This is a genomic window from Streptomyces sp. NPDC060049 (assembly GCF_042736715.1).
Taxonomy (GTDB): domain Bacteria; phylum Actinomycetota; class Actinomycetes; order Streptomycetales; family Streptomycetaceae; genus Streptomyces.
Map to the genome: position 1 here is coordinate 126,435 of NZ_JBHWVV010000013.1, position 25,370 is coordinate 151,804.

The following is a 25,370-nucleotide window of genomic DNA, read 5'->3' on the forward strand; positions in this document are numbered from 1 at the left end:
AGGGTTGGGACCCAGCCGCAGGTACACGCTGCGCACCCCCATCGGGGGAGGGCTATGGAGAGGGGACAGCGCGTGACGGTCAACATGACCAAGGGTCAGGCCATCAGTCTGCAGAAGGCGGACGGGGGCACGCTGACCGCGGTCCGCATGGGCCTCGGCTGGCAGGCGGCCAAGCGCCGCGGTCTGTTCGGTTCGCGGACCCGGGAGATCGACCTCGACGCCTCGGCGGTGCTCTTCGCCGACAAGCAGCCCGTCGACGTCGTGTTCTTCCGGCACCTGCAGAGCGACGACGGCTCGGTCCGGCACACCGGCGACAACCTCGTCGGCGGCGTCGGCCAGGGCGGGGACGACGAGTCGATCCTCGTCGACCTGCAGCGCGTGCCGGTGCACATCGACCAGATCGTCTTCACGGTGAACTCGTTCACCGGCCAGACGTTCCAGGAGGTGCAGAACGCCTTCTGCCGCATCGTCGACGAGACCAACGGCCAGGAGCTGGCCCGCTACACCCTCGACGGCGGCGGCCAGTACACCGCGCAGATCATGGCGAAGGTGTCGCGTGCCGGCGCCGGCTGGCAGATGACGGCCCTCGGCAACCCGGCCAACGGCCGTACGTTCCAGGACCTGATGCCGGCGATCCTGCCGCACCTGTAAGCAGCACGAGGACACCAAGCGGTACAGCGCGACCTACGAGATCGCACGGCGCAAGAACGGGTACGGGGGAGGGGCTGCACGATGACGGCCGAACTGGTCCGGGGGCAGAACCACCCCCTGTCCCGGAGCAGGGTGGAGATCAGGGTCTCGGCGGGCACACCGGTGCTCGCCCTGGCCCAGGTCGCCGATGACGAGGGCCGGCTCGCCGGCCCCGAGTCGCTGGCCCATCCCGGCGCCCGGACCCTGCCGGGGCTGGAAGTGCCCGGGACGGTCTCGGGACAGCACAGCGTCCTGGTCGACCTCGACGCGGTCGGACCGGCCGTGCACCGGGTCGGCCTGGTGCTGGTCCTGCCGCCCGGCGGCCCGGCCCGCTTCGGCGCGGTCCCGGCCTCCTACGTGTCCGTGGGCGACCCGGCGGGCGCCGAGCTCGCCGGGTACACACTGACCGGCCTGGAGTCCGAGACCGCCGTCGTGGCCCTGGAGCTCTACCGGCGCCAGGGAGCCTGGAAGGTCCGCGCCGTCGGCCAGGGCTACGCCGGCGGGCTCGGCGCGCTCCTGACCGACGCCGGACTGCCGGCCCCGGCGGCCGCCGAGCTGGCCGCCGCCGCCCTGGGGCAGACCCCGGCCGGGGACATCACCCTGGCGGCCATGCCCGGCGGGCCCGCTCCCACCGTGCCGCGCGGCCTGCGGGCACCGGAGCCCGCTCCCTCCCCCGCCCCGCAGGACGCTCCGCCCGCCCCGGCCCCGCCGGAGCCGGTCTCCGGATCCCCTTACGCCGGTACGCCCGGCGGGGACACCGCCGGCGGACCGCCCACCGTCAGCTACGCCCACCCGCGCCGCCGCACCAGCACGGAGCCCCCCGAGCCCGCGCCGCGCCCCGCCGCGCCGACCCCGCCCGGCGAGCAGCCGCGCCCCGTCGCCGGGGACGCGAGCGGCTGGTCCATGGAGGAGCGGCTCTACAACCAGGTCTGGGGCATGTTCGAGGACCTGGCGCGCTCGGTGGCCGCCTACCGGGGTGCCGTCGAGTTCGCCGACTCCCGGATGGACCGCGAGCTCGACGAGGCCCTGTCCGACCCCCGCCACCGCCTCGGCGGCTCCGGGAACGCCGCGCGCGACGCCGCCCGGGCCCGCCGCGACGAACTGGTCGCGCGGGCGCAGGAAGTCCTCGACCGGGACCTCGTCGTGCTCACCGCCGAGTCCGAAGTCGTCGAGCCCGCGCTGCCGGCCGCGTACGCCCGCTGGGACAACCCGGTCTGGCACGCGCACGCAGCGCCCTCCGAGAGCCCCCTGGCGCTGCGCCTCGGCGACCTCCATCTGCCCGAGCGGCCGGACCTGCGCGTTCCCATGCTGGTCCGGGTCCCGCTGGAGCGCGGCCTGTGGATCGACAACGGCCGCACCGGCTCCGAGGCAGCCATGGCCATGGACACCGACCGGCTGCGGCGGGCCGCCATGGACATGGCCGTCGCGCACGCCGCGCGGCTGCTCGCCGCCCATCCCGCCGACCGGTTCGCCGTGCACGTCATCGACGCGGCCGGCGCCGCCTCGGCCTCGCTGGCTCCGCTGGTGCGCGCCGGGGTGCTGGCCGGGCCGCCCGCCGCCGGGGCCGCCGGGGTCACCGAGACCCTGGAGCGGCTGACCCGGCGGGTGGACCTCGTACAGATGGCGGTGCGGGCCGGGGCTCCGGAGGACCTGCCGCCCGATGTGGACACCTCCGACCAGCTGCTCCTCGTACACGACTTCCCGCACGGGTTCGACGATCGGGCCGTCACCCGCCTGCGCTACCTCGCCGACGAGGGGCCGGCGGTCGGCGTGCACCTGCTGATGGTCGCGGACCGTGACGAGGCCTCGGCCTACGGGCCGTTGCTGGATCCGCTGTGGCGCTCGCTCATGCGGCTGTCGCCCGTGCCCGACAACCATCTCGCCGATCCGTGGGTCCAGCACGCCTGGACCTTCGAGCCGGACCTTCCGCCGCAGGGAAGCCGGGTCCTCGATCAGGCTCTGGAGCGGGTAGCGGCGGCCCGGCGGGCCGCCGGGTAGCGGCCGGCGGCGACCCGCCGCCGGGCATCGGATGACCGTCTACTGACCAGTCCTTGGTTTTCCCTTTACCTTGAGCGCATGTGGCCGCTACCCTTGTCGTGCGGAGGGGAGTATTCCTGCTTTCCTGCTACGGCGTGCCCGTCAATACGGACCGTAACCGGTCCCGGGGCGCCGGCCCGTGGCCTCCTGGCCCTCCGGGTGGAAGAGACCTCCGGCAGCGATGACGCTGACAAAGTGCTGAGCCATCTGCCGGAGGCGTGTAGACAGTGGACGTTTCGTTGACCCTCTGGGTGCTGACCATTCTTGGTCTGGGCATCCTCATCGGCGCCGATTTCTTCATCGGCCGCAAGCCACACGACGTTTCCATGAAGGAAGCGGGCATCTGGACGGTCGTCTGGATCGCCCTCGCCGCGCTCTTCGGTCTCGGCCTGATGGTCTTCGGGCACGGCCAGGCCTCGCAGGAGTTCTTCGCCGGCTTCATCACCGAGAAGTCCCTGAGCGTGGACAACCTCTTCGTCTTCGTCCTGATCATGGCGAAGTTCGCGGTCCCCTCCCACCTCCAGCAGCGCGTGCTGCTGGTGGGCGTGCTGATCGCCCTCGTCCTGCGGGCGATCTTCATCGCCGCCGGCGCGGCGATCATCGCCAACTTCTCGTGGGTCTTCTACATCTTCGGCGCCTTCCTCATCTACACCGCGTGGAAGCTGATCCAGGAGGCCCGCAAGGACGAGGAGGAAGAGGAGTTCGAGGAGAACCGCCTCCTGAAGTCCATCGAGAAGAAGTTCGGCGTCGCCGACCGCTACCACGGCACGAAGCTCTTCGTCCTGAACAACGGCAAGCGCGTCATGACCCCGCTGATGGTCGTCATGCTCGCCATCGGCACCACCGACGTGCTGTTCGCCCTGGACTCCATCCCCGCGATCTTCGGCCTCACCCAGGACCCGTACATCGTCTTCACCGCCAACGCCTTCGCCCTGATGGGTCTGCGCCAGCTGTACTTCCTCATCGGCGGCCTGCTCAAGAAGCTGGTCCACCTCAGCTACGGCCTCTCCGTCATCCTGGGCTTCATCGGCATCAAGCTCGTGCTGCACGCCCTGCACGAGTCCGGCCTGCACGTCCCGCAGATCTCCATCCCGGTCTCCCTGGGCGTCATCTGCGCGGTCCTGGTGATCACCACGATCACCAGCCTGATCGCCTCGAAGAAGCAGGCGGCAGCCGAGGCCGCCGCCACGGAGCCCGACAGCGTCGACGCCTGAACGCGCCGGAAGGTCCTGCGGGGCTAGACGGGGGCGGCCGCTTCGGCCGCCCCCGTTTCCGATCCCGCCGGGGCGCCCGCCCGCTGCCGCACGATCACCGGGTTCGTCTCCGGCAGCAGGGCGAAGCACGCCAGCGAGACCGTGGCGATCGCCGTCAGGTACACGGCGACCGCCCACGGGGGGCCGGGTCCGTCCGCCAGTGCCGTCGCCGCGATCGGGGTCAGCGCGCCGCCCAGTACCCCGCCGAGGTTGTAGCCGACGGCCGCGCCCGTGCAGCGGATCCGCGGCGCGTACAGCTCGGGCAGGTAGGCGCCCACCACCGCGAACATCGTCACCATGCCGAGCAGGGCGCCGAGCAGCCCCAGCGTCATCAGCAGCGGGTCCGCCGTGCGCAGCAGCGCGACGAACGGGAACATCCACAGCGCGCAGGCCGCGCAGCCGGCGAGGCACAGCGGGCGCCGGCCGTAGCGGTCGCCGAGCACCGCGACCGCCGGGGTGGCCATGCCCTTGAGTGCCACGGCCGCCATGACGCACGACAGCATCACCGTGCGGTGCACCCCGAGGTGCTCGGTGGCGTAGGCGAGGGACCAGGTGGTGGCCGCGTAGAAGACGGCGTACCCCACGGCGAGTGCCCCGCCGGTGAGCAGGAGCAGCCGCCAGTGGTCGCGCACGACCTCGGCCAGCGGGGCGTCCGCCCGCCGGTCCGCCTCGGCGAGCGCGCGGAACTGCGGGGTCTCCTCGACCGAGCGGCGCAGCCACAGCCCGGCCAGGGCCAGCAGCCCCGCCGCCCAGAACGGCACCCGCCAGCCCCAGGCGGCGAACTGTCCGTCGGTGAGCGTGCCCGACAGGGTCAGCATCAGGCCGTTGGCCAGGAGGAACCCGACCGCCGGGCCCATCTGCGGGAAGCTCGACCACAGCCCGCGCCGGCCCTCGGGGGCGTGCTCGGCGGTCAGCAGCACCGCGCCTCCCCATTCGCCGCCGAGGCCGAAGCCCTGGAGGAAGCGCAGTACGACCAGCAGGATCGGCGCGGCCAGGCCGATGGAGGCGTACGAGGGCACGCAGCCGACCGCCACGGTGGCGAGACCGGTGAGCAGAAGGGAGCCGAGCAGCACGGGGCGGCGGCCGTGGCGGTCCCCGATGTGGCCGAAGACGGCGGAGCCCAGGGGGCGGGCGAGGAAGCCGACTCCGAAGGTGCCGAAGGCGGCGAGGGTGGCGGCCGGCGGCGAGAAGGAGGGGAAGAAGAGCGGGCCGAGCACCAGGGCGGCGGCGGTGCCGTAGACGAAGAAGTCGTAGAACTCGATGGCGGTGCCGGCGAGGGAGGCCGAGGCGAGCCGGAGCATCGAGGGGCGCGGAACCGCGGCGTCGGGATCAGCGGGGGCGGGTTCCGCGGTGGGGGGCACGGGGACGTGATCCGCGGGGGTGGCCTCGGTGGCCGGGGAGGGGTCTTGTTGCATGGTGCAGCAATTACCCCGCCCCGTGCCCTCAGGACGTGCGTTCGGCCATCATCGACCGGAAGGAGTGCAGTCCGGTACCAGGTTGACGGATTCGGTGTCCGCTACCAGCCGCGCTCGCGCCATTCGGCCAGGTGCGGCCGCTCGGCGCCGAGCGTGGTGTCGTTGCCGTGGCCCGGGTAGACCCACGTCTCGTCCGGCAGCCGCGCGAAGAGCTTGGCCTCGACGTCGTCGACGAGGCGGACGAAGGCCTCCGGGTCGCCCCAGGTGTTGCCGACGCCGCCCGGGAAGAGGCAGTCGCCGGTGAACACGTGCGGGTGGCCGTGCGGGTCGTCGTAGACCAGCGCGATCGAGCCGGGGGTGTGGCCGACCAGGTGGCGGGCGGTCAGCGTGATGCGTCCGACGGTGATCGTGTCCCCGTCCGCGACGAGCACGTCGGTCGCCACGGGGATGCCCTCGGCGTCGTGGGCGCCGGCGTACGTCCGCGCGCCGGTCGCCTCGACCACCGCCTGGAGGGCGCCCCAGTGGTCGCCGTGCCGGTGCGTCGTGACCACGGACGCGATGCCGCTGTCGCCGATCAGGCTCAGCAGCGTCTCCGGCTCCGCGGCCGCGTCGATCAGCAGCTGCTCGTCGGTGGCCCGGCAGCGCAGCAGGTAGGCGTTGTTGTTCATCCCGCCCACCGCGACCTTGGAAATCATCAGGTCCGAGAGTTCGTGCACGTCGGCCGGACCGCCGACCTTGACCGCTCCGCTGTACGTCATATCGGCATCCTAGGTCGTCCCGTTCGGATCTCGTCGGTCGAGCCGTGGGCCCGGCGGGATCCGACAGGACCTGGGGGACGACCCTCAGAGCGGAGGGAGCTCGGGCAGGCCGTCGCCGGCCAGGACGGCGAGGTGGGCGCCTTGGAGTCCGCGCCCGGCCAGCCAGCCGAGCAGTTCGTCCTTGGGCCCCTCCAAGACCACCGGGGTGCCCTCCGTGCCGCCGGTGTGCCAGACCTGGCCGGCCACGGCCGCCCGCAGCGTCACCGGCGGCACGTCCGGACGGCCCGACCAGCGCTCGGCGAGGAAGTCGATCTCCCGGTCGGTGAACTCCTCGGGGAGGTCCGAGAGCCCGTAGCCGATGTTCAGGTCGACGTGGTGCAGCTCGACCTCGATCAGGCGCCGGAAGGGGACGCGGGCGGCGACATCGGTGACCCCGTTGCGCAGCGCCACGACGCGGGTCCAGTCCTGCGGGCGCCCGGCCACCTCCTCCCAGCGGGCGGCGGAATTCCGCACGTCCTCCAGCTGTTCCACCAGGGGCCGGCCGAAGTCGCGCTCGATGTCCGCCTCACGGCTGGCGCCGCTCTCGTACATGGGGCGGCCTTCGAAGACGTTCACCAGGGCGTCCGCGTTGCGGGCGAGGTGGGCCAGGATGTGGCCGCGGGTCCAGCCGGGGAGATGTGACTCTTCGGCCAGGGCGGCGTTGTCCAGCTTCGCGACCGCGGTCAGCAGCCGGTCCGTGGCCTCACGTACAGATCGCAGGTCGTGCACATGATCAATCATGCGGACGAGCCTAGTCCTTCGAGGGTCCTCGCCACACGATCGGGTGAAGCAGTCGGCGTAGTGCCGGAAATCGAATGCACGTGCTATACGCTCGAAGTCCACGGAGTCCACTCTCCAAGTCCAGCGCAGAGGCGCCCCCCAATACCCTGGGACGGGGGCCCGTGCCCCCGCTCTCTCAAGAAAGGTGCGGACCGGCGTGACCGACCGTCTCATCGTTCGTGGCGCTCGCGAGCACAACCTCAAGAACGTCTCGCTCGACCTGCCCCGCGACTCCCTCATCGTCTTCACCGGACTCTCCGGGTCGGGCAAGTCCTCCCTGGCCTTCGACACGATCTTCGCCGAGGGCCAGCGCCGCTACGTCGAGTCGCTCTCGTCGTACGCCCGCCAGTTCCTCGGGCAGATGGACAAGCCCGACGTCGACTTCATCGAGGGCCTCTCCCCGGCCGTCTCGATCGACCAGAAGTCCACGTCGCGCAACCCGCGCTCGACCGTGGGCACCATCACCGAGGTCTACGACTACCTCCGCCTGCTCTTCGCCCGCATCGGCAAGCCCCACTGCCCCGAGTGCCGCCGCCCGATCTCGCGGCAGTCGCCGCAGGCGATCGTCGACAAGGTGCTCGCACTGCCCGAGGGAAGCCGCTTCCAGGTGCTCTCGCCGCTGGTGCGCGAGCGCAAGGGCGAGTTCGTCGACCTCTTCTCCGACCTCCAGACCAAGGGCTACAGCCGGGCCCGGGTGGACGGGGAGACGATCCAGCTCTCCGAGCCGCCCACGCTGAAGAAGCAGGAGAAGCACACCATCGAGGTGGTCATCGACCGCCTCACGGTCAAGGAGGGCGCCAAGCGCCGACTGACCGACTCCGTCGAGACCGCCCTCGGGCTGTCGGGCGGCATGGTGATCCTGGACTTCGTCGACCTCGCCGAGGACGACCCCGAGCGTGAGCGGATGTACTCCGAGCACCTCTACTGCCCGTACGACGACCTGTCCTTCGAGGAGCTGGAGCCGCGCTCCTTCTCCTTCAACTCCCCCTTCGGCGCCTGCCCCGAGTGCACCGGTATCGGTACGCGCATGGAGGTGGACCCGGAGCTGATCGTCCCGGACGAGGACAAGTCCCTGGACGAGGGCGCGGTCTCCCCGTGGTCCCTCGGCCACACCAAGGACTACTTCCAGCGGCTGATCGGCGCCCTCGCCGGGGAGCTGGGCTTCCGCACCGACATCGCGTGGGCCGGGCTGCCGCTGCGGGCGAAGAAGGCCCTGCTGTACGGCCACAAGACGCAGATCGAGGTCCGCTACCGCAACCGGTACGGGCGCGAGCGGGCCTACACCACGGCTTTCGAAGGCGCGGTGCCGTTCGTCAAGCGGCGCCACTCGGAGTCCGAGAGCGACGCCAGCCGCGAGCGCTTCGAGGGCTACATGCGCGAAGTGCCCTGCCCCACCTGTGAGGGCACCCGCCTGAAGCCGATCGTGCTCGCGGTGACGGTGATGGACCGCTCCATCGCCGAGGTCGCCGCGATGTCGATCAGCGAGTGCGCGGACTTCCTCGGGCGTCTGAAGCTCGACGCCCGCGACAAGAAGATCGCCGAGCGGGTCCTCAAGGAGGTCAACGAGAGGCTCCGCTTCCTCGTCGACGTCGGCCTGGACTACCTCTCGCTCAACCGCGCCGCCGGCACCCTGTCGGGCGGCGAGGCCCAGCGCATCCGGCTGGCCACGCAGATCGGCTCCGGCCTCGTGGGCGTGCTGTACGTCCTGGACGAGCCGTCCATCGGTCTCCACCAGCGGGACAACCACCGTCTGATCGAGACGCTCGTACGGCTGCGGGACATGGGCAACACGCTCATCGTCGTCGAGCACGACGAGGACACCATCAAGGTCGCCGACTGGGTCGTGGACATCGGCCCGGGCGCCGGCGAGCACGGCGGCAAGGTCGTGCACAGCGGCTCGCTGAAGGACCTGCTGAAGAACAGCGAGTCGATCACCGGGCAGTACCTGTCGGGCAAGCGGGCCATCCCCCTCCCGGACGTACGCCGCCCCGTGGACCCGTCGCGCAGGCTCACGGTCCACGGCGCCAAGGAGAACAACCTCCAGGACATCGACGTGTCCTTCCCGCTGGGCGTGCTCACGGCGGTGACGGGCGTATCGGGCTCCGGCAAGTCGACGCTGGTCAACGACATCCTGTACACGCACCTGGCCCGCGAGCTCAACGGCGCGCGGTCCGTGCCGGGGCGGCACACGCGGGTGGACGGCGACGACCTCGTCGACAAGGTCGTGCACGTCGACCAGTCGCCCATCGGACGGACCCCGAGGTCCAACCCGGCGACCTACACCGGTGTCTTCGACCACGTCCGCAAGCTCTTCGCGGAGACGATGGAGGCGAAGGTGCGCGGCTACCTGCCGGGCCGCTTCTCCTTCAACGTCAAGGGCGGCCGGTGCGAGAACTGCTCCGGCGACGGCACGATCAAGATCGAGATGAACTTCCTGCCGGACGTGTACGTCCCGTGCGAGGTCTGCCACGGCGACCGGTACAACCGGGAGACGTTGGAGGTCCACTACAAGGGCAAGTCCATCGCCGAAGTCCTGAACATGCCGATCGAGGAGGCCTCGGAGTTCTTCGAGGCGGTACCGACGATCTCCCGGCACCTGCGCACGCTGAACGAGGTGGGGCTGGGGTACGTGCGGCTCGGCCAGTCGGCGCCCACGCTGTCGGGCGGTGAGGCACAGCGCGTGAAGCTGGCCTCGGAGCTGCAGAAGCGGTCGACGGGGCGCACCGTGTACGTCCTGGACGAGCCGACGACGGGCCTCCACTTCGAGGACATCTCCAAGCTGATCAAGGTGCTCTCGGGGCTGGTGGACAAGGGCAACACGGTGATCGTCATCGAGCACAACCTCGATGTCATCAAGACCGCGGACTGGGTCGTCGACATGGGCCCGGAGGGCGGGTACGGCGGCGGTCTCGTCGTCGCGGAGGGCACCCCCGAGCAGGTCGCCTCGGTGGGCGCGAGCCACACGGGCAAGTTCCTGCGGGACATCCTGGGCGCGGACCGCGTCCTGGAGGCCGGTGCCCCGGCTCCGGCCCTGCCGGCGAAGAAGGCGACGGCGCGCAAGAAGGCGGCGGCTGCTCCGGTCGCGAAGAAGGCCGCGGCCGCGAAGAAGGCCGCGCCCGCGGCCGCAGCGAAGAAGGCCGCGCGCGCCCGCAAGGCGTGATCCCGCGGGTGGCCGCGGGTCCGGTTCGGACCGGGGGAGCCGTTGTCGGGGGTTCCCCCGGCAACGGCTCCCCCGCCGGGCGCGCGCATACGCGCGCGTAGGGAGCGGGAGCGGCGCGGGCCGAAGTGTCAGAGCTCCGCCGCGTACGGCGGCTCCGCGCCCGCCCGTGAGCAGGTCAGCGCGGCCGCGCGGGCGGCGTAGGAGAGCACCTCGGGCCAGTCCACCGGAGTCGTCCCGCCTCCGCCGCCCGCTCCGTCCCCGGCGGCCGCGGTGCCCGAAAGCCGGTGCAGCAGCGCCGCGTTCACGGTGTCGCCCGCCCCGATCGTGTCCACCACGCCGACCCGGCGGGAGGGTACCGAGTACTCCTCGCCCTCCCGCGTCCACACCGTCATGCCCTCCGCTCCCCGTGTGAGCACCACCGCCGAGGGGCCCGCCGCCAGCCAGTCGCCGACCCGGCCGCCGAGCCACGCCGCGTCCTCCTGCGACAGCTTCAGCACGCGGACGTGCGGCAGCCAGGACAGGAAGCGGGCCCGGTAGGCCGCCGGGTCGGCGATCAGCGCGGGCCGGATGTTGGGGTCGAGCAGGGTCAGCAGCCCGCGCCCGGACTCCCGGCGCAGGAGGGCCTCGTAGGCGCTCGCCCCGGGCTCCAGCACCAGAGAGCAGGTGCCGAGCGCGAGGGCCCGTACCCCGGGGGGTAGCGGGGGCGGCAGCCGGAACAGCCGGTCGGCCGTGCCCTCGACGTAGAAGCCGTAGGCCGCCGAGCCGTCCGGGGCCAGAGCGGGCACCGCCAGCGTGGTGGGCTCCGGCCCGCGCTGGACCAGCGAGAGGTCCACGCCGGCCGCGCTCAGCCCCGCGAGCAGGGAGGCGCCGAAGCCGTCCGTGGAGACCCGGGAGCAGAAGGCGACCCGCGCGCCGAGCCGGCCCAGGGCGAGCGCGGTGTTGTACGGTCCGCCGCCCGGCCGGGGCAGCAGGGCGCCGGGCGGCCGCGCCACGGGCACCAGGTCGATCAGGGCCTCTCCACCGACGACGATCACGCGGGGGAAGGTATCCCATCGGGCGGCGGTATCGTCGGGGGCCCAGCCGACCAGCATCCCGGGAGAACCGCATGTCCGCCTTGCCGCCCGCCGCCCGCCGTACCGTGCTCAAGGGCGCCGCAGCGATCGTCGGGGCCGCCGGTGCGGGAGCGGCGCTCACGGCCTGTTCCACCGAGTCCGACAGCGGCTCCGGTTCCCCGGCGGTCCCCGCCGAGCCCGTCGAGCTGGGCGACGCGGCCGCTGTGCCGGTCGGCGGCGCGAAGCTGTTCCGGGAGGCGAAGGTCCTGGTGAGCTGCGCCGAGGCGGGACAGTACAAGGCCTTCAGCGCCCAGTGCACCCATGCCGGCTGCGTCCTGGACAAGATCGTCGAGGGTCAGGGCAACTGCCCCTGCCACGGCAGCCGCTTCGACGTGACCACGGGCAAGGTGCTGCGCGGCCCGGCCGGTGACCCGCTGCCCGAGGTTGCGGTGCGGGCCGAGGGCGGCAAGCTCATCGCGGGCTGACCCGGGACCGGCCCGGGCCCGCGCTCAATCCCAGTCCCAGCCGATCCCCAGCACCCCGCGCCGCACTCCCTGTTCCACCAGGTGCACGGCGCGGTGCGGTCCGCTCGGGGCCAGGTCCGCGAGCCTTACGCGCGGCGCGCCCGGCCCGCTGCGGCTGAAGCGGCGCCAGCGCACCGGCAGCGCGGCCTCGTCGAAGCGGACCTGGAGCACGTACTGCCCGCCGGTGTAGCTGAAGCCGCGCACGTACTCCTCGCTGCGGCCGCCGGTGCCGTCCTCGAAGCCGTAGCCGAAGACGTAGGTGTCCCCGGCGCGCAGCCGGGCGTCGAAGAGCAGCTCGGCGACGACCACCTCGGCTTCGGGGTGGCGGCGGATCCGCCCGATCCGGCAGTTCTCGTCGGCCCGTACCCGGACGCGCGCGGGATCGCAGCCCGGATCGCCGTGGTGGACGGCGACGTACCGGTCGACCCCGTCGCGGTGGGCCCGTACGACGTGCTGCGACTCGCGGCCCAGCAGCTGCCCGGCGGGCCCGATCCGCACCCGCTCGTGGTGGCCGACGGTGTGCAGGCCGCCGTCGGCGGGCAGTTCCATGCCGGCCAGCAGCTCCTCCACGGCCGCGCCCACGCTGAACAGGGCCCGGTAGGAGCGGGTGGGGGGCCGGGCCGTCTCGGGGCCGGCGGGTTCCGGAGCTTCCAGCAGCCGCAGCAGGGTGCCCCCGGGCAGTTCGAGGATCTCCTCCAGGGCCCGTACGGCCTTCAGGGACTCGGGGCGGCGCGGCCGCCGGGCACCCTGCTGCCAGTAGCTGAGGCTGGTCACGCCGAGCTTGATGCCGCGGGCGGCGAGCCGGTGCTGGATCCGGTGCAGGGGGAGCCCGCGGGCGGTCAGGGCGGAGCGCAGCGCGAGGTGGAAGGGCCCGGTGTGGACCACGTGCGGCAACTCCGGGGCGCTGTCCGAGAAGGTGCGCTCCGCGCGCGACGGCATGGCGGCTCCTCCTGTGAACGTTCACGCGCGGCGGTGCGGGCGGCCTCGCGTACGAGGCGCGGGCCAGGGGTGGGTCCAGGTGGACCGGTGGCGGACGTTCACACTCCGGCCCCACCGTTCACACCGCGATGTCACGCCGTATTGAAGCGTGTTGACCTGTTCCCGACAACACCCTGATGCTCCCCTCAGCGTCCGGACGCGCTCCTCCACCCCCACTCCCCACCTCGGGAGGAACGCGATGCGCAATCCCCACCGGCGGCTCCACCTCGCCGCCTTCGTCACCGCCCTGCTCCTCGCCCTGCCCACCGGTACCGCCACCGCCGTCGGTACCGCTACGGGCTCCGCCACCGCCATGACCGCCGCGACCGGTGCGACCGCGACCGCCGACGACTCCGGGGCCGCCGGGAACGCCGCCCTGGCGTACAAGCGGCTCGACATCACCATGCAGGCACAGCAGAAGACCAACTGGTGCTGGGCCGCCGCCGGCAACACCATCGCCACCTGGTTCGGCCGCGGCTACAGCCAGAACCAGTTCTGCAACGCCGCGTTCAACCGCCAGCAGGGCTACGACTGCCCCAACAACCAGGCCACCCTCGGCAACGTGCAGACCGCCCTGCGCTGGGCCGGCATCAGCTCCGGCTCCTACGTCAACGGCTGGCTCCAGTACTCCACCGTGCAGAGCGAGATCAACGCCGACCGCCCGGTCGAGACCCGCATCCAGTGGTCCAACGGCGGTGGCCACATGCACGTCGTCTACGGCTACGACACCGCCAACAGCTGGGTGTACTGGGGCGACCCGTGGCCCTCCAGCGACCGCTACAACTGGGCCTCGCACGCCTGGTACGTGAACAACAGCACCTTCTCCTGGACCCACTCGCTCTACCGGATCGGGGCGTGACCCCATGAAGACCCGTCTCGCCGCCGCGGTCGTCGCGGGGGCCGCGCTGCTCGCCCTGGCCCCCACCCAGGCGACCGCCGCCCCCGTACCGCAGCCCCGGAGCGACACCGCCGAGAACCGGGCCGCCGCCGCACTGGCGGCCACGGCCCCCGACACGCTCGCCACCTTGTCCCGCTTCTTCGCCCGCGAGGGCAAGGTCTCGCCGACCGCCGCGCAGCCCCGCGTCGAGGGCGGGACGATACCCGTCAACCACCTGTCTCCGGACTTCGTCGCCGGGAAGCCGGGCGCACCCGTGGCCCGGATGGAGTTCCTCGCCAGCAGGGCCGTCTCCTCGGACGGTCAGCAGGCCGCCCTGTGGACCGCCAGGACGGAAGCGGGCTGGCAGGTGGTGAACATCGCCACCGGCGACGACGAGTTCCGCTACGCCCGGCTCGGCGGGCAGAGGCTCCCCGGCGGGACGGTGTTCCGGGAGCCCCAGATCGACGCGTGGTACGTGGCCGACGGCGAGCGGGTCCTGCCGCTCGACCCGGACGCGGTGGCCGCGGTGGGCGAGCGGGGTACGAGCCTCGCCGCCTACCGGGCGCGGGTCGTGAAGGCGTACGGGGACAAGCTCCCCGGCACCGCCTACGCCAGGTCCGGGAAGGCCGGTGGCTTCGCCCCCACGGAAGCCACCGCCGGGTCCGCGGGCACGGGGGTACCGCCGGTCGCCGCCGGAGCCGTGGCCCTGGCGCTGGGCGCGGCCGGACTCCTGGCCGTGCGGCGCTCCCGGCGCCGGCGGGAGGCGCGGGCCTAGGCCGTCTCTGACCGGGAGGGTCCACCGGGTCGCGGCGCCCGGCACGCTTCCCGCGGGGCTCCCGCGCCTCCCACGAGCCGGCCCCGCGGGGCTCCCGCGCCTCCCCGCCCCCCGGCCCCGCGGGGCCACCCTTCCCGGCCGTCCCCGCGGCCCCCGGAACCCGCGCGGCGGGAGGGGAGCGGCTCGGTTGTCGGCGGGCGACAGTAGGGTGGCTGGCATGGCCGACCCTTCCAGCTACCGTCCCGAGCCGGGACAGGTCCCCGACTCCCCGGGGGTCTACAGATTCCGCGACGAGCACCGCCGGGTGATCTACGTCGGGAAGGCCAAGAGCCTGCGCCAACGGCTGGCCAGCTACTTCCAGGACATCGCCGGACTGCACCCCCGTACGGCCACCATGGTGACCACGGCCGCCTCCGTCGAGTGGACCGTGGTCTCCACCGAGGTCGAGGCGCTGCAGCTCGAATACTCCTGGATCAAGGAGTACGACCCCCGGTTCAACGTCAAGTACCGGGACGACAAGAGCTACCCCTCCCTCGCCGTCACCATGAACGAGGACTATCCCCGGGTCCAGGTCATGCGCGGCCCCAAGAAGAAGGGCGTGCGCTACTTCGGCCCCTACGGGCACGCCTGGGCGATCCGCGAGACCGTCGACCTGATGCTCCGGGTCTTCCCCGTCCGCACGTGCTCCGCAGGGGTGTTCAAGCGCTCCGCCCAGATCGGCCGCCCCTGCCTGCTCGGCTACATCGGCAAGTGCTCCGCGCCCTGCGTCGGCCGGGTCACGCCCGAGGAGCACCGGGAACTGGCCGAGGACTTCTGCGACTTCATGGCCGGCCGCACCGGCACCTACCTCTCCCGGCTCGAACGGGACATGCGCGACGCCGCCGAGGCGATGGAGTACGAGAAGGCCGCCCGGCTGCGCGACGACATAGGGGCCCTGCGCCGGGCCATGGAGAAGAACGCCGTCGTCCTCGCGGACGCCACCGACGCCGACCTGATCGCGGTCGCCGAGGACGAGCTCGAAGCCGCCGTACAGATCTTCCACGTGCGCGGCGGCCGTGTCCGCGGCCAGCGCGGCTGGGTCACCGACAAGGTCGAGGCCGTCGACACGGCCGGGCTCGTCGAGCACGCCCTGCAGCAGTTGTACGGGGAGGAGAAGGGCGAGGCCGTCCCCAAGGAGGTGCTGGTCCCGGCGCTCCCCGAGGACGCCGCCGCGCTCGCCCTGTGGCTCGCCGAGCGGCGCGGCTCCCTCGTCAGCCTGCGCATCCCCCAGCGCGGGGACAAGAAGGCGCTCATGGAGACCGTCCACCGCAACGCCCAGCAGTCCCTCGCCCTGCACAAGACCAAGCGCGCCGCCGACCTGACCACCCGCTCGCGGGCCCTGGAGGAGATCGCCGAGGCGCTGGAGCTGGACGGCGCGCCGCTGCGCATCGAGTGCTTCGACATCTCGCACCTCCAGGGCGACGACGTCGTGGCCTCGATGGTCGTCTTCGAGGACGGGCTGGCCCGCAAGGGGGAGTACCGGCGCTTCCAGATCAAGGGCTTCGAGGGGCAGGACGACGTCCGCTCCATGCACGAGGTGGTCTCCCGTCGCTTCCGCCGCTACCTCCAGGAGAAGCTGAAGACGGGCGAGTGGTCCCCCGAGGACGCCGACGGCGAGCAGGCCCGGACGGCCGAGGACGACGGGCGGCCCAAGCGCTTCGCCTATCCGCCGCAGCTCGTCGTGGTCGACGGCGGGCAGCCGCAGGTCGCCGCCGCCAAGCGGGCCCTGGAGGAGCTCGGTATCGACGACGTCGCCGTCTGCGGCCTGGCCAAGCGGCTGGAGGAGGTCTGGCTGCCGGGGGAGGACGACCCGGTGGTGCTGCCCCGCACCAGCGAGGGCCTGTACCTGCTCCAGCGCGTGCGCGACGAAGCCCACCGCTTCGCCATCCGGTACCAGCGCAACAAGCGGGGCAAGCGCCTGAGGTCGGGCCCGCTGGACGAGGTCGCCGGGCTGGGCGAGAGCCGCAAGCTGGCCCTGCTCAAGCACTTCGGTTCGGTGAAGAAGCTCCGGCAGGCGACAATCGACCAGATCTGCGAGGTCCCGGGCATAGGCCGCAAGACGGCCGAGACCGTGGCCGCGGCCCTCGCCCGGGCGGTGCCCGCCGGTCCCGCCGTCAACATGGCGACCGGGGAGATCATTGAGGATGAGATCCCCGCGCCCGCGGGGGCGGCATCCGAACGGGGGACCGAGCAATGACCGAGCGCGAATCCCAACACGACCGCGAATCCCAGAACGACCGCGAATCCCTGCACGACCGCGGATCAGAGCATGATTCCCGGCAGGGATCCGCATCCGAATCCGAGTACGACCGAGACGGAGCACAGGTGAGTACGGGCACGACAGTGGAGCCCGGAGATACCGCCGAGGCGGCCATCCCCGAGCTGGTGATCATCTCCGGAATGTCCGGGGCCGGCCGCAGTACGGCGGCCAAGTGCCTGGAGGACCTCGGCTGGTTCGTCGTCGACAACCTCCCGCCCGCGCTGATCACCACCATGGTGGAACTCGGTGCCCGCTCGCAGGGCAACGTGGCGCGCATCGCCGTCGTCGTCGACGTCCGCGGCCGCCAGTTCTTCGACGCGCTGCGCGAGTCCCTCGCCGACCTGGAGACCCGCGGGGTGACCCGGCGGATCGTCTTCCTGGAGTCCTCGGACGACGCGCTCGTACGCCGCTTCGAGTCGGTCCGCCGGCCGCACCCGCTGCAGGGCGACGGCCGCATCGTCGACGGCATCGCCGCCGAGCGCGACCTGCTGCGCGAGCTGCGGGGCGACGCCGACCTGGTCATCGACACCTCCAGCCTGAACGTGCACGAACTGCGCGCCAAGATGGACGCCCAGTTCGCGGGCGACGAGGAGCCCGAGCTGCGGGCCACCGTCATGTCCTTCGGCTACAAGTACGGCCTCCCCGTCGACGCCGACCTGGTAGTCGACTGCCGCTTCATCCCCAACCCCCACTGGGTCCCGGAGCTGCGCCCCTTCACCGGACTCAACGAGGAGGTCTCGGGCTACGTCTTCAGCCAGCCCGGGGCCAAGGAGTTCCTCGACCGCTACACCGAGCTGCTCCAGCTCATCGCCACCGGCTACCGCCGCGAGGGCAAGCGGTACGTGACGATCGCCGTCGGCTGCACCGGCGGCAAGCACCGCAGCGTCGCCATGTCCGAGAAGCTCGCCGCCCGTCTCGCCTCCGAGGGAGTCGAGACCGTCGTAGTCCACAGGGACATGGGGCGCGAGTGACCGGACGCACCCTGCGGCTCCGTCGCCTTCGCCGGCTCACCTCCGGCAAGGACGAGGCCGGCGGCGGCCGCACGGGGCTGCGCCGCGGAGAGGCACCCAAGGTCGTCGCGCCCAAGGTCGTGGCGCTCGGCGGCGGCCGGGGCCTCTCGGCCTCGCTGACCGCCCTGCGCCGCATCACGGGCGACCTCACCGCCGTCGTCACCGTCGCCGACGACGGCGGCTCCAGCGGGCGCCTGCGCGAGGAGCTGGGCGTACTGCCGCCGGGCGACCTCCGCAAGGCGCTGGCCGCGCTGTGCGGGGACGACGACTGGGGCCAGACCTGGGCGCGGGTCATTCAGCACCGCTTCCAGTCCAAGGGCGACCTGCACGAGCACGCCGTCGGCAATCTGCTGATCGTCGCCCTGTGGGAGCAGCTCGGCGATCCCGTCCAGGCCCTGGACCTCGTCGGCAAGCTGCTCGGCGCCCACGGCCGGGTGCTGCCGATGTCGGCGGTCCCCCTGGAGCTCCAGGCCCTGGTCAAGGGCCACGACCCGGCCCGCCCCGAGGACGTGGACACCGTACGGGGGCAGGCCACGGTGGCGCTGACGCCGGGCGAGGTGCTGTCCGTCCAGGTCCTGCCGGCCGATCCGCCGGCGGTGCCCGAAGCGGTCGCGGCGGTCCTGGACGCGGACTGGGTCGTGCTCGGTCCGGGGTCCTGGTTCTCGTCGGTGATCCCGCACCTGCTGGTGCCGGAACTGCTCGACGCGCTGGTCGAGACCAAGGCCCGGCGGGTCCTCTCGCTGAACCTCGCTCCGCAACCCGGTGAAACAGAGGGCTTCTCTCCGCAGCGTCATTTGGAGGTTTTGGCCCGACACGCCCCTAAACTCGCCCTGGACGTGGTGCTGGCCGATCAGGCCGCCGTGCCCGACCGCGAGTCCCTCGCCGATGCCGCAAAACGGTTCGGCGCTGCGGTCGAGCTGGCGCCGGTAGCCAGGCAGGACGGCTCTCCGAAGCATGATCCGGAGCTGCTCGCCGCCGCGTACGACCGTATTTTTCGGATGCATGGAAGGATCGGCCCATGGCGATGACGCCCGCGGTGAAGGATGAGATCGCCCGGCTGCCCGTCACCCGCACCTGCTGCAGGAAGGCGGAGGTCTCGGCGATCCTTCGGTTCGCGGGCGGGCTGCACCTGGTGAGCGGCCGGATCGTCATCGAGGCGGAACTGGACGCGGGGATCGCGGCCCGCCGCCTGCGCAAGGACATCCTGGAGATCTTCGGCCACTCCTCGGACCTGGTGATCATGGCTCCGGGCGGTCTGCGCCGGGGCAACCGGTACGTGGTCCGCGTGGTCGCCGGCGGCGACCAGCTGGCACGCCAGACCGGGCTCGTGGACGGCCGCGGCCGTCCGATCCGGGGTCTTCCCCCGCAGGTGGTCTCCGGGGCCACCTGCGACGCGGAGGCGGCCTGGCGCGGGGCCTTCCTGGCGCACGGCTCGCTCACGGAGCCGGGACGCTCCTCCTCCCTGGAGGTCACCTGCCCCGGTCCGGAGGCCGCGCTGGCCCTCGTCGGGGCCGCCCGCAGACTCTCCATCGCCGCCAAGGCCCGCGAGGTCCGCGGGGTGGACCGGGTCGTCGTACGGGACGGGGACGCCATCGGAGCCCTGCTGACGCGCCTCGGCGCCCACGACTCGGTGCTGGCCTGGGAGGAGCGGCGGATGCGGCGCGAGGTGCGCGCCACCGCCAACCGCCTCGCGAACTTCGACGACGCCAACCTGCGCCGTTCGGCGCGGGCCGCGGTGGCGGCCGGAGCCCGGGTGCAGCGCGCCCTGGAGATCCTCGCCGAGGAGGTGCCCGAGCACCTCGCGGCGGCAGGACGGCTGCGCATGGAGCACAAGCAGGCCTCCCTGGAGGAGCTGGGCGCGCTCGCCGACCCGCCGCTGACCAAGGACGCGGTCGCGGGACGGATCCGCCGGCTGCTGGCGATGGCGGACAAGCGGGCACAGGACCTCGGGATCCCGGGCACCGAGTCGAACCTGGACCTCAGCGACAGCGAGGAGCTGGCCGACAACATGGCCGGCTGAGGCCGGCCCCGTCCGGCCTCGGCCGGTCGGCGCAAACCGTGACTCCGGAAGGGGCCCGTGCGATCACTCGTGCGGGCCACTTTCCGTAGGCCCCATTGACATGAGCATGGGCTGGTCGTGAGCCTGTCGTCCGAAGCTTTCGTGGCAGACGACGCCCAGGGGGGCACATGAGGCACCGCGCGAGATCGATCCTCGCCGCAAGCGCACTCGTCTTCGGCACGACACTGGCCGCACTACCCGCAGCGGCCCACGCCCAGGCCGGGGCGGCGGGGAAGTCCGCCGCCGACGAGGTGCGGGTCTACGACGCCGACATCACCAAAGAACAGGTCCCGCTCGTCCTGGCAGCCGGCCAGGACGCGCACGAGCTCTCCGAACGCGCCCCCGACACCGGGACCGCCAGGGTCGAGCTCTTCCTCACCGGCGGGCAGGCCGAGGAACTGGCGGCCCAGGGCATCGAACTCGCCGAACGCAAGATCGCGCCCAAGGCCGCGGCGCGCTCCCAGGAGGCCGGCGACGGGGTGTTCCGCCCCTACAGCGGCAAGGGCGGGCTCCAGGAGGAGATCCTGCGCACGGCCCAGGAGAACCCCGGCCTCACGAAGGTCGTCTCCATCGGCAAGACCGTCCAGGGCAAGGACATCCTCGCCCTGAAGGTCACCAAGAACGCCAAGAAGAGCAAGGACGGCGACAAGCCCTCCGTGCTGTACATGTCGAACCAGCACGCCCGTGAGTGGATCACGCCCGAGATGACCCGGCGGCTGATGCACCACACCCTCGACGGCTACGGCAAGGACCCGCGCGTCACCAAGCTGGTGGACTCCACCGAACTGTGGTTCCTGCTCTCGGCCAACCCCGACGGCTACGACTACACCTTCGCCGCCGACGGCCAGCGGCTGTGGCGCAAGAACATGCGCGACAACAACGCCGACGGCAAGATCACCGCCGGCGACGGCGTCGACCTCAACCGCAACTTCGCCTACAAGTGGGGCTACGACAACGAGGGCTCCTCGCCCAACCAGTCGAGCGAGACCTACCGCGGGCCCAAGGCCTCCTCCGAGCCCGAGACCGTCGCCCTCGACAGGTTCCAGAAGCGCATCGGCTTCGCGTACGCCATCAACTACCACTCGGCCGCCGAGCTGATCCTCTACGGCGTCGGCTGGCAGGTGGCCACCCCGACCCCCGACGACATCGCCTACAAGGCGCTCGCCGGCACCCCGGAGAACTCGGCCGTCCCCGGCTACTACCCCCAGGTCTCCTCGGAGCTCTACACCACCAACGGCGAGGCCGACAGCCAGGCCGCCAACGCCAACGGCGTCATGATGTTCACGCCGGAGATGACCACCTGCCAGACGGCCTCCGCGATCGACCCGGACGACCGGTGGAAGCCCGAGGACTGCGCCTCCGGCTTCAACTTCCCGGACGACGAGAAGCTGATCCAGGCGGAGTTCGCCAAGAACATCCCCTTCGCGCTCTCCGTGGCCGAGAGCGCCGAGCGCCCGGACCAGCCGAAGTCCTCCGTGAGCCTGACCGCCGCGGACTTCACCCCCGACCCCTTCACGACCTCCTACGCGGCCCGCGGCGAGGACCAGACGGTCGCCGTCACGGCCCGCAAGGGTCTGAAGGACAAGGAGCTGAACTTCAGGATCAACGGCGGCCGCACCCACGACGAGGACCTCAAGGCCTGGAAGGGCGGTGACGTCTACGGCGGCGACGACAACAACTGGTTCGACGAGTACCGGGCCGAGGTCGACGGCGCGAGGCCCGGAGACAAGGTCGAGGTCTGGTTCACCGGCCGCGACCGCTCCGGCAAGCAGGTCTCCAGCGAGCACTTCACGTACACGGTGGCCGAGCGGCCGCGCGCCGACGTCCTGGTGATCGCGGAAGAGGGCGCACCCGCCCAGCACGCTCAGGAGTACGTCGACGCGCTGCGCGCCAACGGCAGGAGCGCGGCGGTCTGGGACGTGGCGGTCCAGGGCGCCCCCCACCACCTCGGCGTGCTCTCGCACTTCCGCACGGCCGTCCACTACACGGGGTCCAAGTCCCCGGGCGGCGACACCCAGCTCGCGGTGCGCGACTACCTGAACGAGGGCGGCAGGCTGATCGAGGCCGGTGAACTGGCCGGCGGCAACGCACAGGTCGGCCGCGCCGTGACCAACGACTTCAGCCAGTACTTCCTCGGCGCCTACGGCCGCGCGGGCGTCGCCGGCCCCACCGGTTTCACCGGCGCGGGCTCCCTCACCGGGGCCAAGGGCGGCCTCGGCGACGCGTCGGGCAACCCGCTCGACCGCCCCGGCTCCTACACGGTCACCTCGGACACCCTGCCCGCGGCGCAGTTCCCGCAGTTCAAGAGCGCGCAGGCGGGCCAGTACGCGGGAGTCACGAACCCGTACGCCCCCTACGCCGGCGGTTGGATGGCCTCGGCCACCCACGCGGACGACGACTGGAAGCGCCTCACCCGCACCATCGACCTCACCGGGGTCAGCGCGGCCGACAAGCCGCAGCTCAAGACGGCGCTCAACTGGAACACCGAGGAGGGCTACGACCACGCGGTCCTGGAGGCACACACCGTCGGCGGCGACGACTGGACCACGCTCCCCGAGGCGGGCGGCCTGACCTCCACGACCGTTCCGGAGGAGTGCGGGGCCGGATTCTTCGTCAACGACCACCCGTTCCTGCGCCGCTACCTCACTCTCGAAGCCGGTGGCTGCACCGCGCGGGGCACCAGCGGCTCCTGGAACTCCTTCACCGCCTCCTCCAACGGCTGGCAGCAGGTCTCCTTCGACCTGAGCGCCTACGCGGGCAAGAGCGTCGAGGTCTCCCTCTCCTACATCACCGACCCGGGCTCCGGCGGCCGCGGCGTCTTCGCGGACGAGGCGCGCCTGTCCACCGGCGGGACCGACCAGGCGGCCGAGGGGTTCGAGACCTCGCTCGGGGTCTGGACCGCCCAGGCCGCACCTGCCGGAAGTCCCGATGTTCCGGGCGATTGGTCCCGGTCGGGCGAGCTGTTCAAGTCCTACGCGTCCGTGACTACGCGTAACACCGTCCTCCTGGGCTTCGGCCTGGAACACGTGCCGGCGGCGGCGGACCGCGCCGTACTCGTCGGTAAGGCGCTCCGTTCGCTGAACCGCTGATCAGAGGCCCCGCATTCGCTCACTTTGGGTGACGGGGCACAAAGTCCCCGAGGTCCCGCGCTCCGCTTGGAGCGCGGGGCTCCGGGGCGAGTCCGAGCATGGTCGATGTCACTCAAAAGCTCACGGAGAGGTAGGGTCGTAAGCGGTCGGGGACATCCCATACAGCTCGCCGGCGGACAGGCCGGCGCACCAACGAGGAGATCGGTTCGTGACGATCCGCGTAGGCATCAATGGTTTTGGCCGAATTGGCCGCAACTACTTCCGTGCGCTCCTGGAGCAGGGAGCGGACATCGAGATCGTCGGTGTCAACGACCTGACTGACAACGCCACCCTGGTGCACCTTCTCAAGTACGACACGATCCTGGGCCGCCTCAAGGCCGAGGTCAGCCACACCGACGACACCATCACCGTCGCGGGCAACACCTTCAAGACCTTCGCCGAGCGCGACCCCGCGAACCTCCCCTGGGGCGAGCTGGGCGCCGACATCGTCATCGAGTCGACCGGCATCTTCACCAAGAAGGCCGACGCCGCCAAGCACATCGCGGCCGGCGCGAAGAAGGTCCTCATCTCGGCTCCGGCCAAGGACGAGGACATCACGATCGTGATGGGCGTCAACCAGGACAAGTACGACGCGGCCAACCACCACGTCATCTCCAACGCCTCCTGCACCACCAACTGCGTGGCGCCGATGGCCAAGGTCCTCCTGGAGAACTTCGGCATCGTCAAGGGCATGATGACGACGGTCCACGCCTACACGAACGACCAGCGCATCCTGGACTTCCCGCACTCGGACCTGCGCCGCGCCCGCGCCGCCGCCGAGAACATCATCCCGACCACCACGGGTGCCGCCAAGGCCACCGCGCTGGTCATCCCGGAGCTGGCCGGCAAGCTCGACGGCATCGCGATGCGCGTCCCGGTTCCCACCGGTTCCGTGACCGACCTGGTCATCGAGCTCGAGCGCGAGGTCACCAAGGACGAGGTCAACGCCGCGTTCCAGAAGGCCTCCGAGGGTCAGCTCAAGGGCATCCTGGACTACACCGAGGACGCGATCGTCTCCTCCGACATCGTGAACTGGCCGTTCTCCTGCACCTTCGACTCCTCCCTGACCATGGTCCAGGGCAAGAACGTCAAGGTCATCGGCTGGTACGACAACGAGTGGGGCTACTCCAACCGCCTCGTCGACCTGACCGTGTTCGTCGGCGGTCAGCTCTAAGCACCACAGCAGGCACCACAATGTGAGCACCGGGGCTCGTTCAGCGCGACGAAGCGCTGTACGGGCCCTGTTGCTTGCCTTGTACCTCTCACCCCGCACGGATACAGGTTCCGGCCGGGGAAAAGGAGTAGTAGAACCATGAAGACGATCGACGAACTTCTCGCCGAGGGCGTAGCCGGTAAGCGGGTCTTCGTCCGCGCCGATCTCAACGTGCCGCTCGCAGTGAACGGGGGGCTCACCGAGATTTCGGACGACGGCCGCATCCGCGCCGTCCAGCCGACCATCGCGAAGCTCGCCGAGGCCGGCGCCCGCGTGATCGTGGCCTCGCACCTGGGCCGCCCCAAGGGAGCCCCGGACCCGGCCTTCTCGCTCGCCCCCGCCGCGGCACGCCTCGGCGAGCTGCTCGGCGCGGACGTCGCGTTCGCCACCGACACCGTCGGCGCCTCCGCCAAGGAGACCGTCGCCGCCCTCACCGACGGCCGGGTCGCCGTCATCGAGAACCTGCGCTTCAACGCCGGTGAGACCTCGAAGGACGACGCCGAGCGCGGCGCCTTCGCGGACCAGCTCGCCGAGCTCGCCGACGTCTACGTCGGCGACGGCTTCGGCGCTGTCCACCGCAAGCACGCCTCGGTCTTCGACCTCCCCGCGCGCCTCCCGCACGCGGCCGGGTACCTCATCGCCACCGAGGTCGGCGTCCTGAAGAAGCTGACCGCCGAGGTCAAGCGGCCGTACGTGGTCATCCTCGGCGGCGCCAAGGTCTCCGACAAGCTCGCCGTCATCGACGAGCTGCTCGGCAAGGCCGACCGCCTCCTCATCGGCGGCGGCATGGCGTACACCTTCCTCCACGCCAAGGGCTACGAGGTCGGCATCTCCCTGCTCCAGAAGGACCAGGTCGACGTCGTCAAGGAGTACATGGCGCGCGCCGAGGCCAACGGCGTCGAGCTGGTCCTGCCCGTGGACATCCTCGCCTCGAGGGACTTCCCGGACCTGAAGACCAAGGCCCCGGCGGAGTTCATCACGGTGGACGCGGACAAGATCCCCGCGGACCAGGAGGGTCTGGACATCGGTCCCAAGACCCGCGAGCTGTACGCCTCGAAGATCGCCGACGCCGAGACCGTCTTCTGGAACGGTCCCGTGGGCGTCTTCGAGCACCCCGACTACGCCGGAGGCACCCGCGCGATCGCGCAGGCCCTCGTCGACAGCAGCGCGTTCACCGTCGTCGGCGGTGGCGACTCGGCCGCGGCCGTGCGCACGCTCGGCTTCGACGAGAACGCTTTCGGCCACATTTCGACCGGTGGCGGCGCTTCCCTCGAATACCTCGAGGGCAAGTCGCTCCCCGGCCTCGCCGCACTGGAGGTCTGA

The 25,370-nt window shown here is 71.7% G+C and carries 19 protein-coding genes; 14 read left to right on the forward strand and 5 right to left on the reverse strand.

Features of this window, described 5'->3' with window-relative positions:
- Positions 1–72 precede the first annotated feature (72 nt).
- The 3 genes from ACFWBY_RS24345 to ACFWBY_RS24355 all read left to right on the forward strand — a co-directional run bounded on the left by ACFWBY_RS24345 (position 73) and on the right by ACFWBY_RS24355 (position 3,941).
- Positions 73–651 carry a TerD family protein gene (locus ACFWBY_RS24345; protein WP_329386964.1) on the forward strand — a complete coding sequence of 193 codons (579 nt, stop codon included), beginning with the start codon at positions 73–75 and terminating at the stop codon, positions 649–651.
- Between the two features lie 81 nt (positions 652–732).
- Positions 733–2,688 carry a TerD family protein gene (locus ACFWBY_RS24350; RefSeq protein ID WP_385342464.1) on the forward strand — a complete coding sequence of 652 codons (1,956 nt, stop codon included), beginning with the start codon at positions 733–735 and terminating at the stop codon, positions 2,686–2,688.
- A 266-nt stretch (positions 2,689–2,954) separates the two neighbouring features.
- Positions 2,955–3,941 carry a TerC family protein gene (locus tag ACFWBY_RS24355; protein WP_385342466.1) on the forward strand — a complete coding sequence of 329 codons (987 nt, stop codon included), beginning with the start codon at positions 2,955–2,957 and terminating at the stop codon, positions 3,939–3,941.
- 23 nt (positions 3,942–3,964) lie between these two features.
- On the opposite strand, the gene ACFWBY_RS24360 is transcribed toward ACFWBY_RS24355, so the two are convergent.
- The 3 genes from ACFWBY_RS24360 to ACFWBY_RS24370 form a co-directional block, all read right to left on the reverse strand.
- Entirely contained in the window at positions 3,965–5,281 is a 1,317-nt protein-coding gene (locus ACFWBY_RS24360; RefSeq protein ID WP_385342473.1) for an MFS transporter, read from the reverse strand.
- A 215-nt stretch (positions 5,282–5,496) separates the two neighbouring features.
- A complete protein-coding gene (locus ACFWBY_RS24365) occupies positions 5,497–6,153 on the reverse strand; it encodes an MBL fold metallo-hydrolase (RefSeq protein WP_385342467.1) in 657 nt (218 codons plus the stop codon).
- Between the two features lie 84 nt (positions 6,154–6,237).
- Positions 6,238–6,933: a maleylpyruvate isomerase family mycothiol-dependent enzyme gene (locus ACFWBY_RS24370; RefSeq protein ID WP_385342469.1), complete on the reverse strand. Its 696-nt coding sequence runs from the start codon at positions 6,931–6,933 to the stop codon at positions 6,238–6,240.
- Positions 6,934–7,129: 196 nt separating this feature from the next.
- Here ACFWBY_RS24370 and uvrA point away from each other — a divergent pair, with 196 nt between their 5' ends.
- On the forward strand, positions 7,130–10,132 hold the full coding sequence (gene uvrA / locus ACFWBY_RS24375; protein ID WP_385342471.1) for an excinuclease ABC subunit UvrA: 3,003 nt from the start codon (positions 7,130–7,132) through the stop codon (positions 10,130–10,132).
- 128 nt (positions 10,133–10,260) lie between these two features.
- On the opposite strand, the gene ACFWBY_RS24380 is transcribed toward uvrA, so the two are convergent.
- Entirely contained in the window at positions 10,261–11,166 is a 906-nt protein-coding gene (locus ACFWBY_RS24380; RefSeq protein ID WP_385345135.1) for a carbohydrate kinase, read from the reverse strand.
- 71 nt (positions 11,167–11,237) lie between these two features.
- On the opposite strand from ACFWBY_RS24380, the gene ACFWBY_RS24385 reads away from it, so the two are divergent.
- Positions 11,238–11,669: a Rieske (2Fe-2S) protein gene (locus ACFWBY_RS24385; RefSeq protein WP_385345132.1), complete on the forward strand. Its 432-nt coding sequence runs from the start codon at positions 11,238–11,240 to the stop codon at positions 11,667–11,669.
- A 24-nt stretch (positions 11,670–11,693) separates the two neighbouring features.
- Here the strand turns inward: ACFWBY_RS24385 and ACFWBY_RS24390 are convergent, their stop codons facing one another.
- On the reverse strand, positions 11,694–12,647 hold the full coding sequence (locus tag ACFWBY_RS24390; RefSeq protein ID WP_385345130.1) for a hypothetical protein: 954 nt from the start codon (positions 12,645–12,647) through the stop codon (positions 11,694–11,696).
- A gap of 238 nt (positions 12,648–12,885) precedes the next feature.
- On the opposite strand from ACFWBY_RS24390, the gene ACFWBY_RS24395 reads away from it, so the two are divergent.
- The 9 genes from ACFWBY_RS24395 to ACFWBY_RS24435 all read left to right on the forward strand — a co-directional run bounded on the left by ACFWBY_RS24395 (position 12,886) and on the right by ACFWBY_RS24435 (position 25,370).
- Positions 12,886–13,545 (forward strand): papain-like cysteine protease family protein, encoded by a 660-nt coding sequence (locus ACFWBY_RS24395; protein WP_385345127.1) that lies wholly within the window; start codon positions 12,886–12,888, stop codon positions 13,543–13,545.
- 4 nt (positions 13,546–13,549) lie between these two features.
- Positions 13,550–14,338, forward strand: coding sequence for a hypothetical protein (locus ACFWBY_RS24400; RefSeq protein WP_385345124.1), 789 nt, complete (start codon positions 13,550–13,552; stop codon positions 14,336–14,338).
- A 217-nt stretch (positions 14,339–14,555) separates the two neighbouring features.
- The gene (uvrC, locus tag ACFWBY_RS24405) at positions 14,556–16,574 is read left to right on the forward strand and encodes an excinuclease ABC subunit UvrC (protein ID WP_385341411.1); all 2,019 of its coding nucleotides are present in this window, start codon (positions 14,556–14,558) and stop codon (positions 16,572–16,574) included.
- Complete coding sequence (rapZ, locus tag ACFWBY_RS24410) at positions 16,571–17,608, forward strand: RNase adapter RapZ (protein WP_385341413.1); 1,038 nt, start codon at positions 16,571–16,573, stop codon at positions 17,606–17,608. The genes uvrC and rapZ overlap by 4 nt, the downstream gene beginning before the upstream one ends.
- Positions 17,605–18,675, forward strand: coding sequence for a uridine diphosphate-N-acetylglucosamine-binding protein YvcK (gene yvcK / locus ACFWBY_RS24415; protein WP_385341415.1), 1,071 nt, complete (start codon positions 17,605–17,607; stop codon positions 18,673–18,675). The genes rapZ and yvcK overlap by 4 nt, the downstream gene beginning before the upstream one ends.
- Positions 18,666–19,667 carry a DNA-binding protein WhiA gene (gene whiA / locus ACFWBY_RS24420; protein WP_112449750.1) on the forward strand — a complete coding sequence of 334 codons (1,002 nt, stop codon included), beginning with the start codon at positions 18,666–18,668 and terminating at the stop codon, positions 19,665–19,667. Before yvcK ends, whiA begins: the two co-directional genes overlap by 10 nt.
- A 167-nt stretch (positions 19,668–19,834) precedes the next feature.
- Complete coding sequence (locus ACFWBY_RS24425; RefSeq protein ID WP_385341418.1) at positions 19,835–22,795, forward strand: M14 family zinc carboxypeptidase; 2,961 nt, start codon at positions 19,835–19,837, stop codon at positions 22,793–22,795.
- 208 nt (positions 22,796–23,003) lie between these two features.
- Entirely contained in the window at positions 23,004–24,008 is a 1,005-nt protein-coding gene (gene gap, locus ACFWBY_RS24430; RefSeq protein ID WP_385341420.1) for a type I glyceraldehyde-3-phosphate dehydrogenase, read from the forward strand.
- A 138-nt stretch (positions 24,009–24,146) separates the two neighbouring features.
- Positions 24,147–25,370, forward strand: coding sequence for a phosphoglycerate kinase (locus tag ACFWBY_RS24435; protein ID WP_385341422.1), 1,224 nt, complete (start codon positions 24,147–24,149; stop codon positions 25,368–25,370).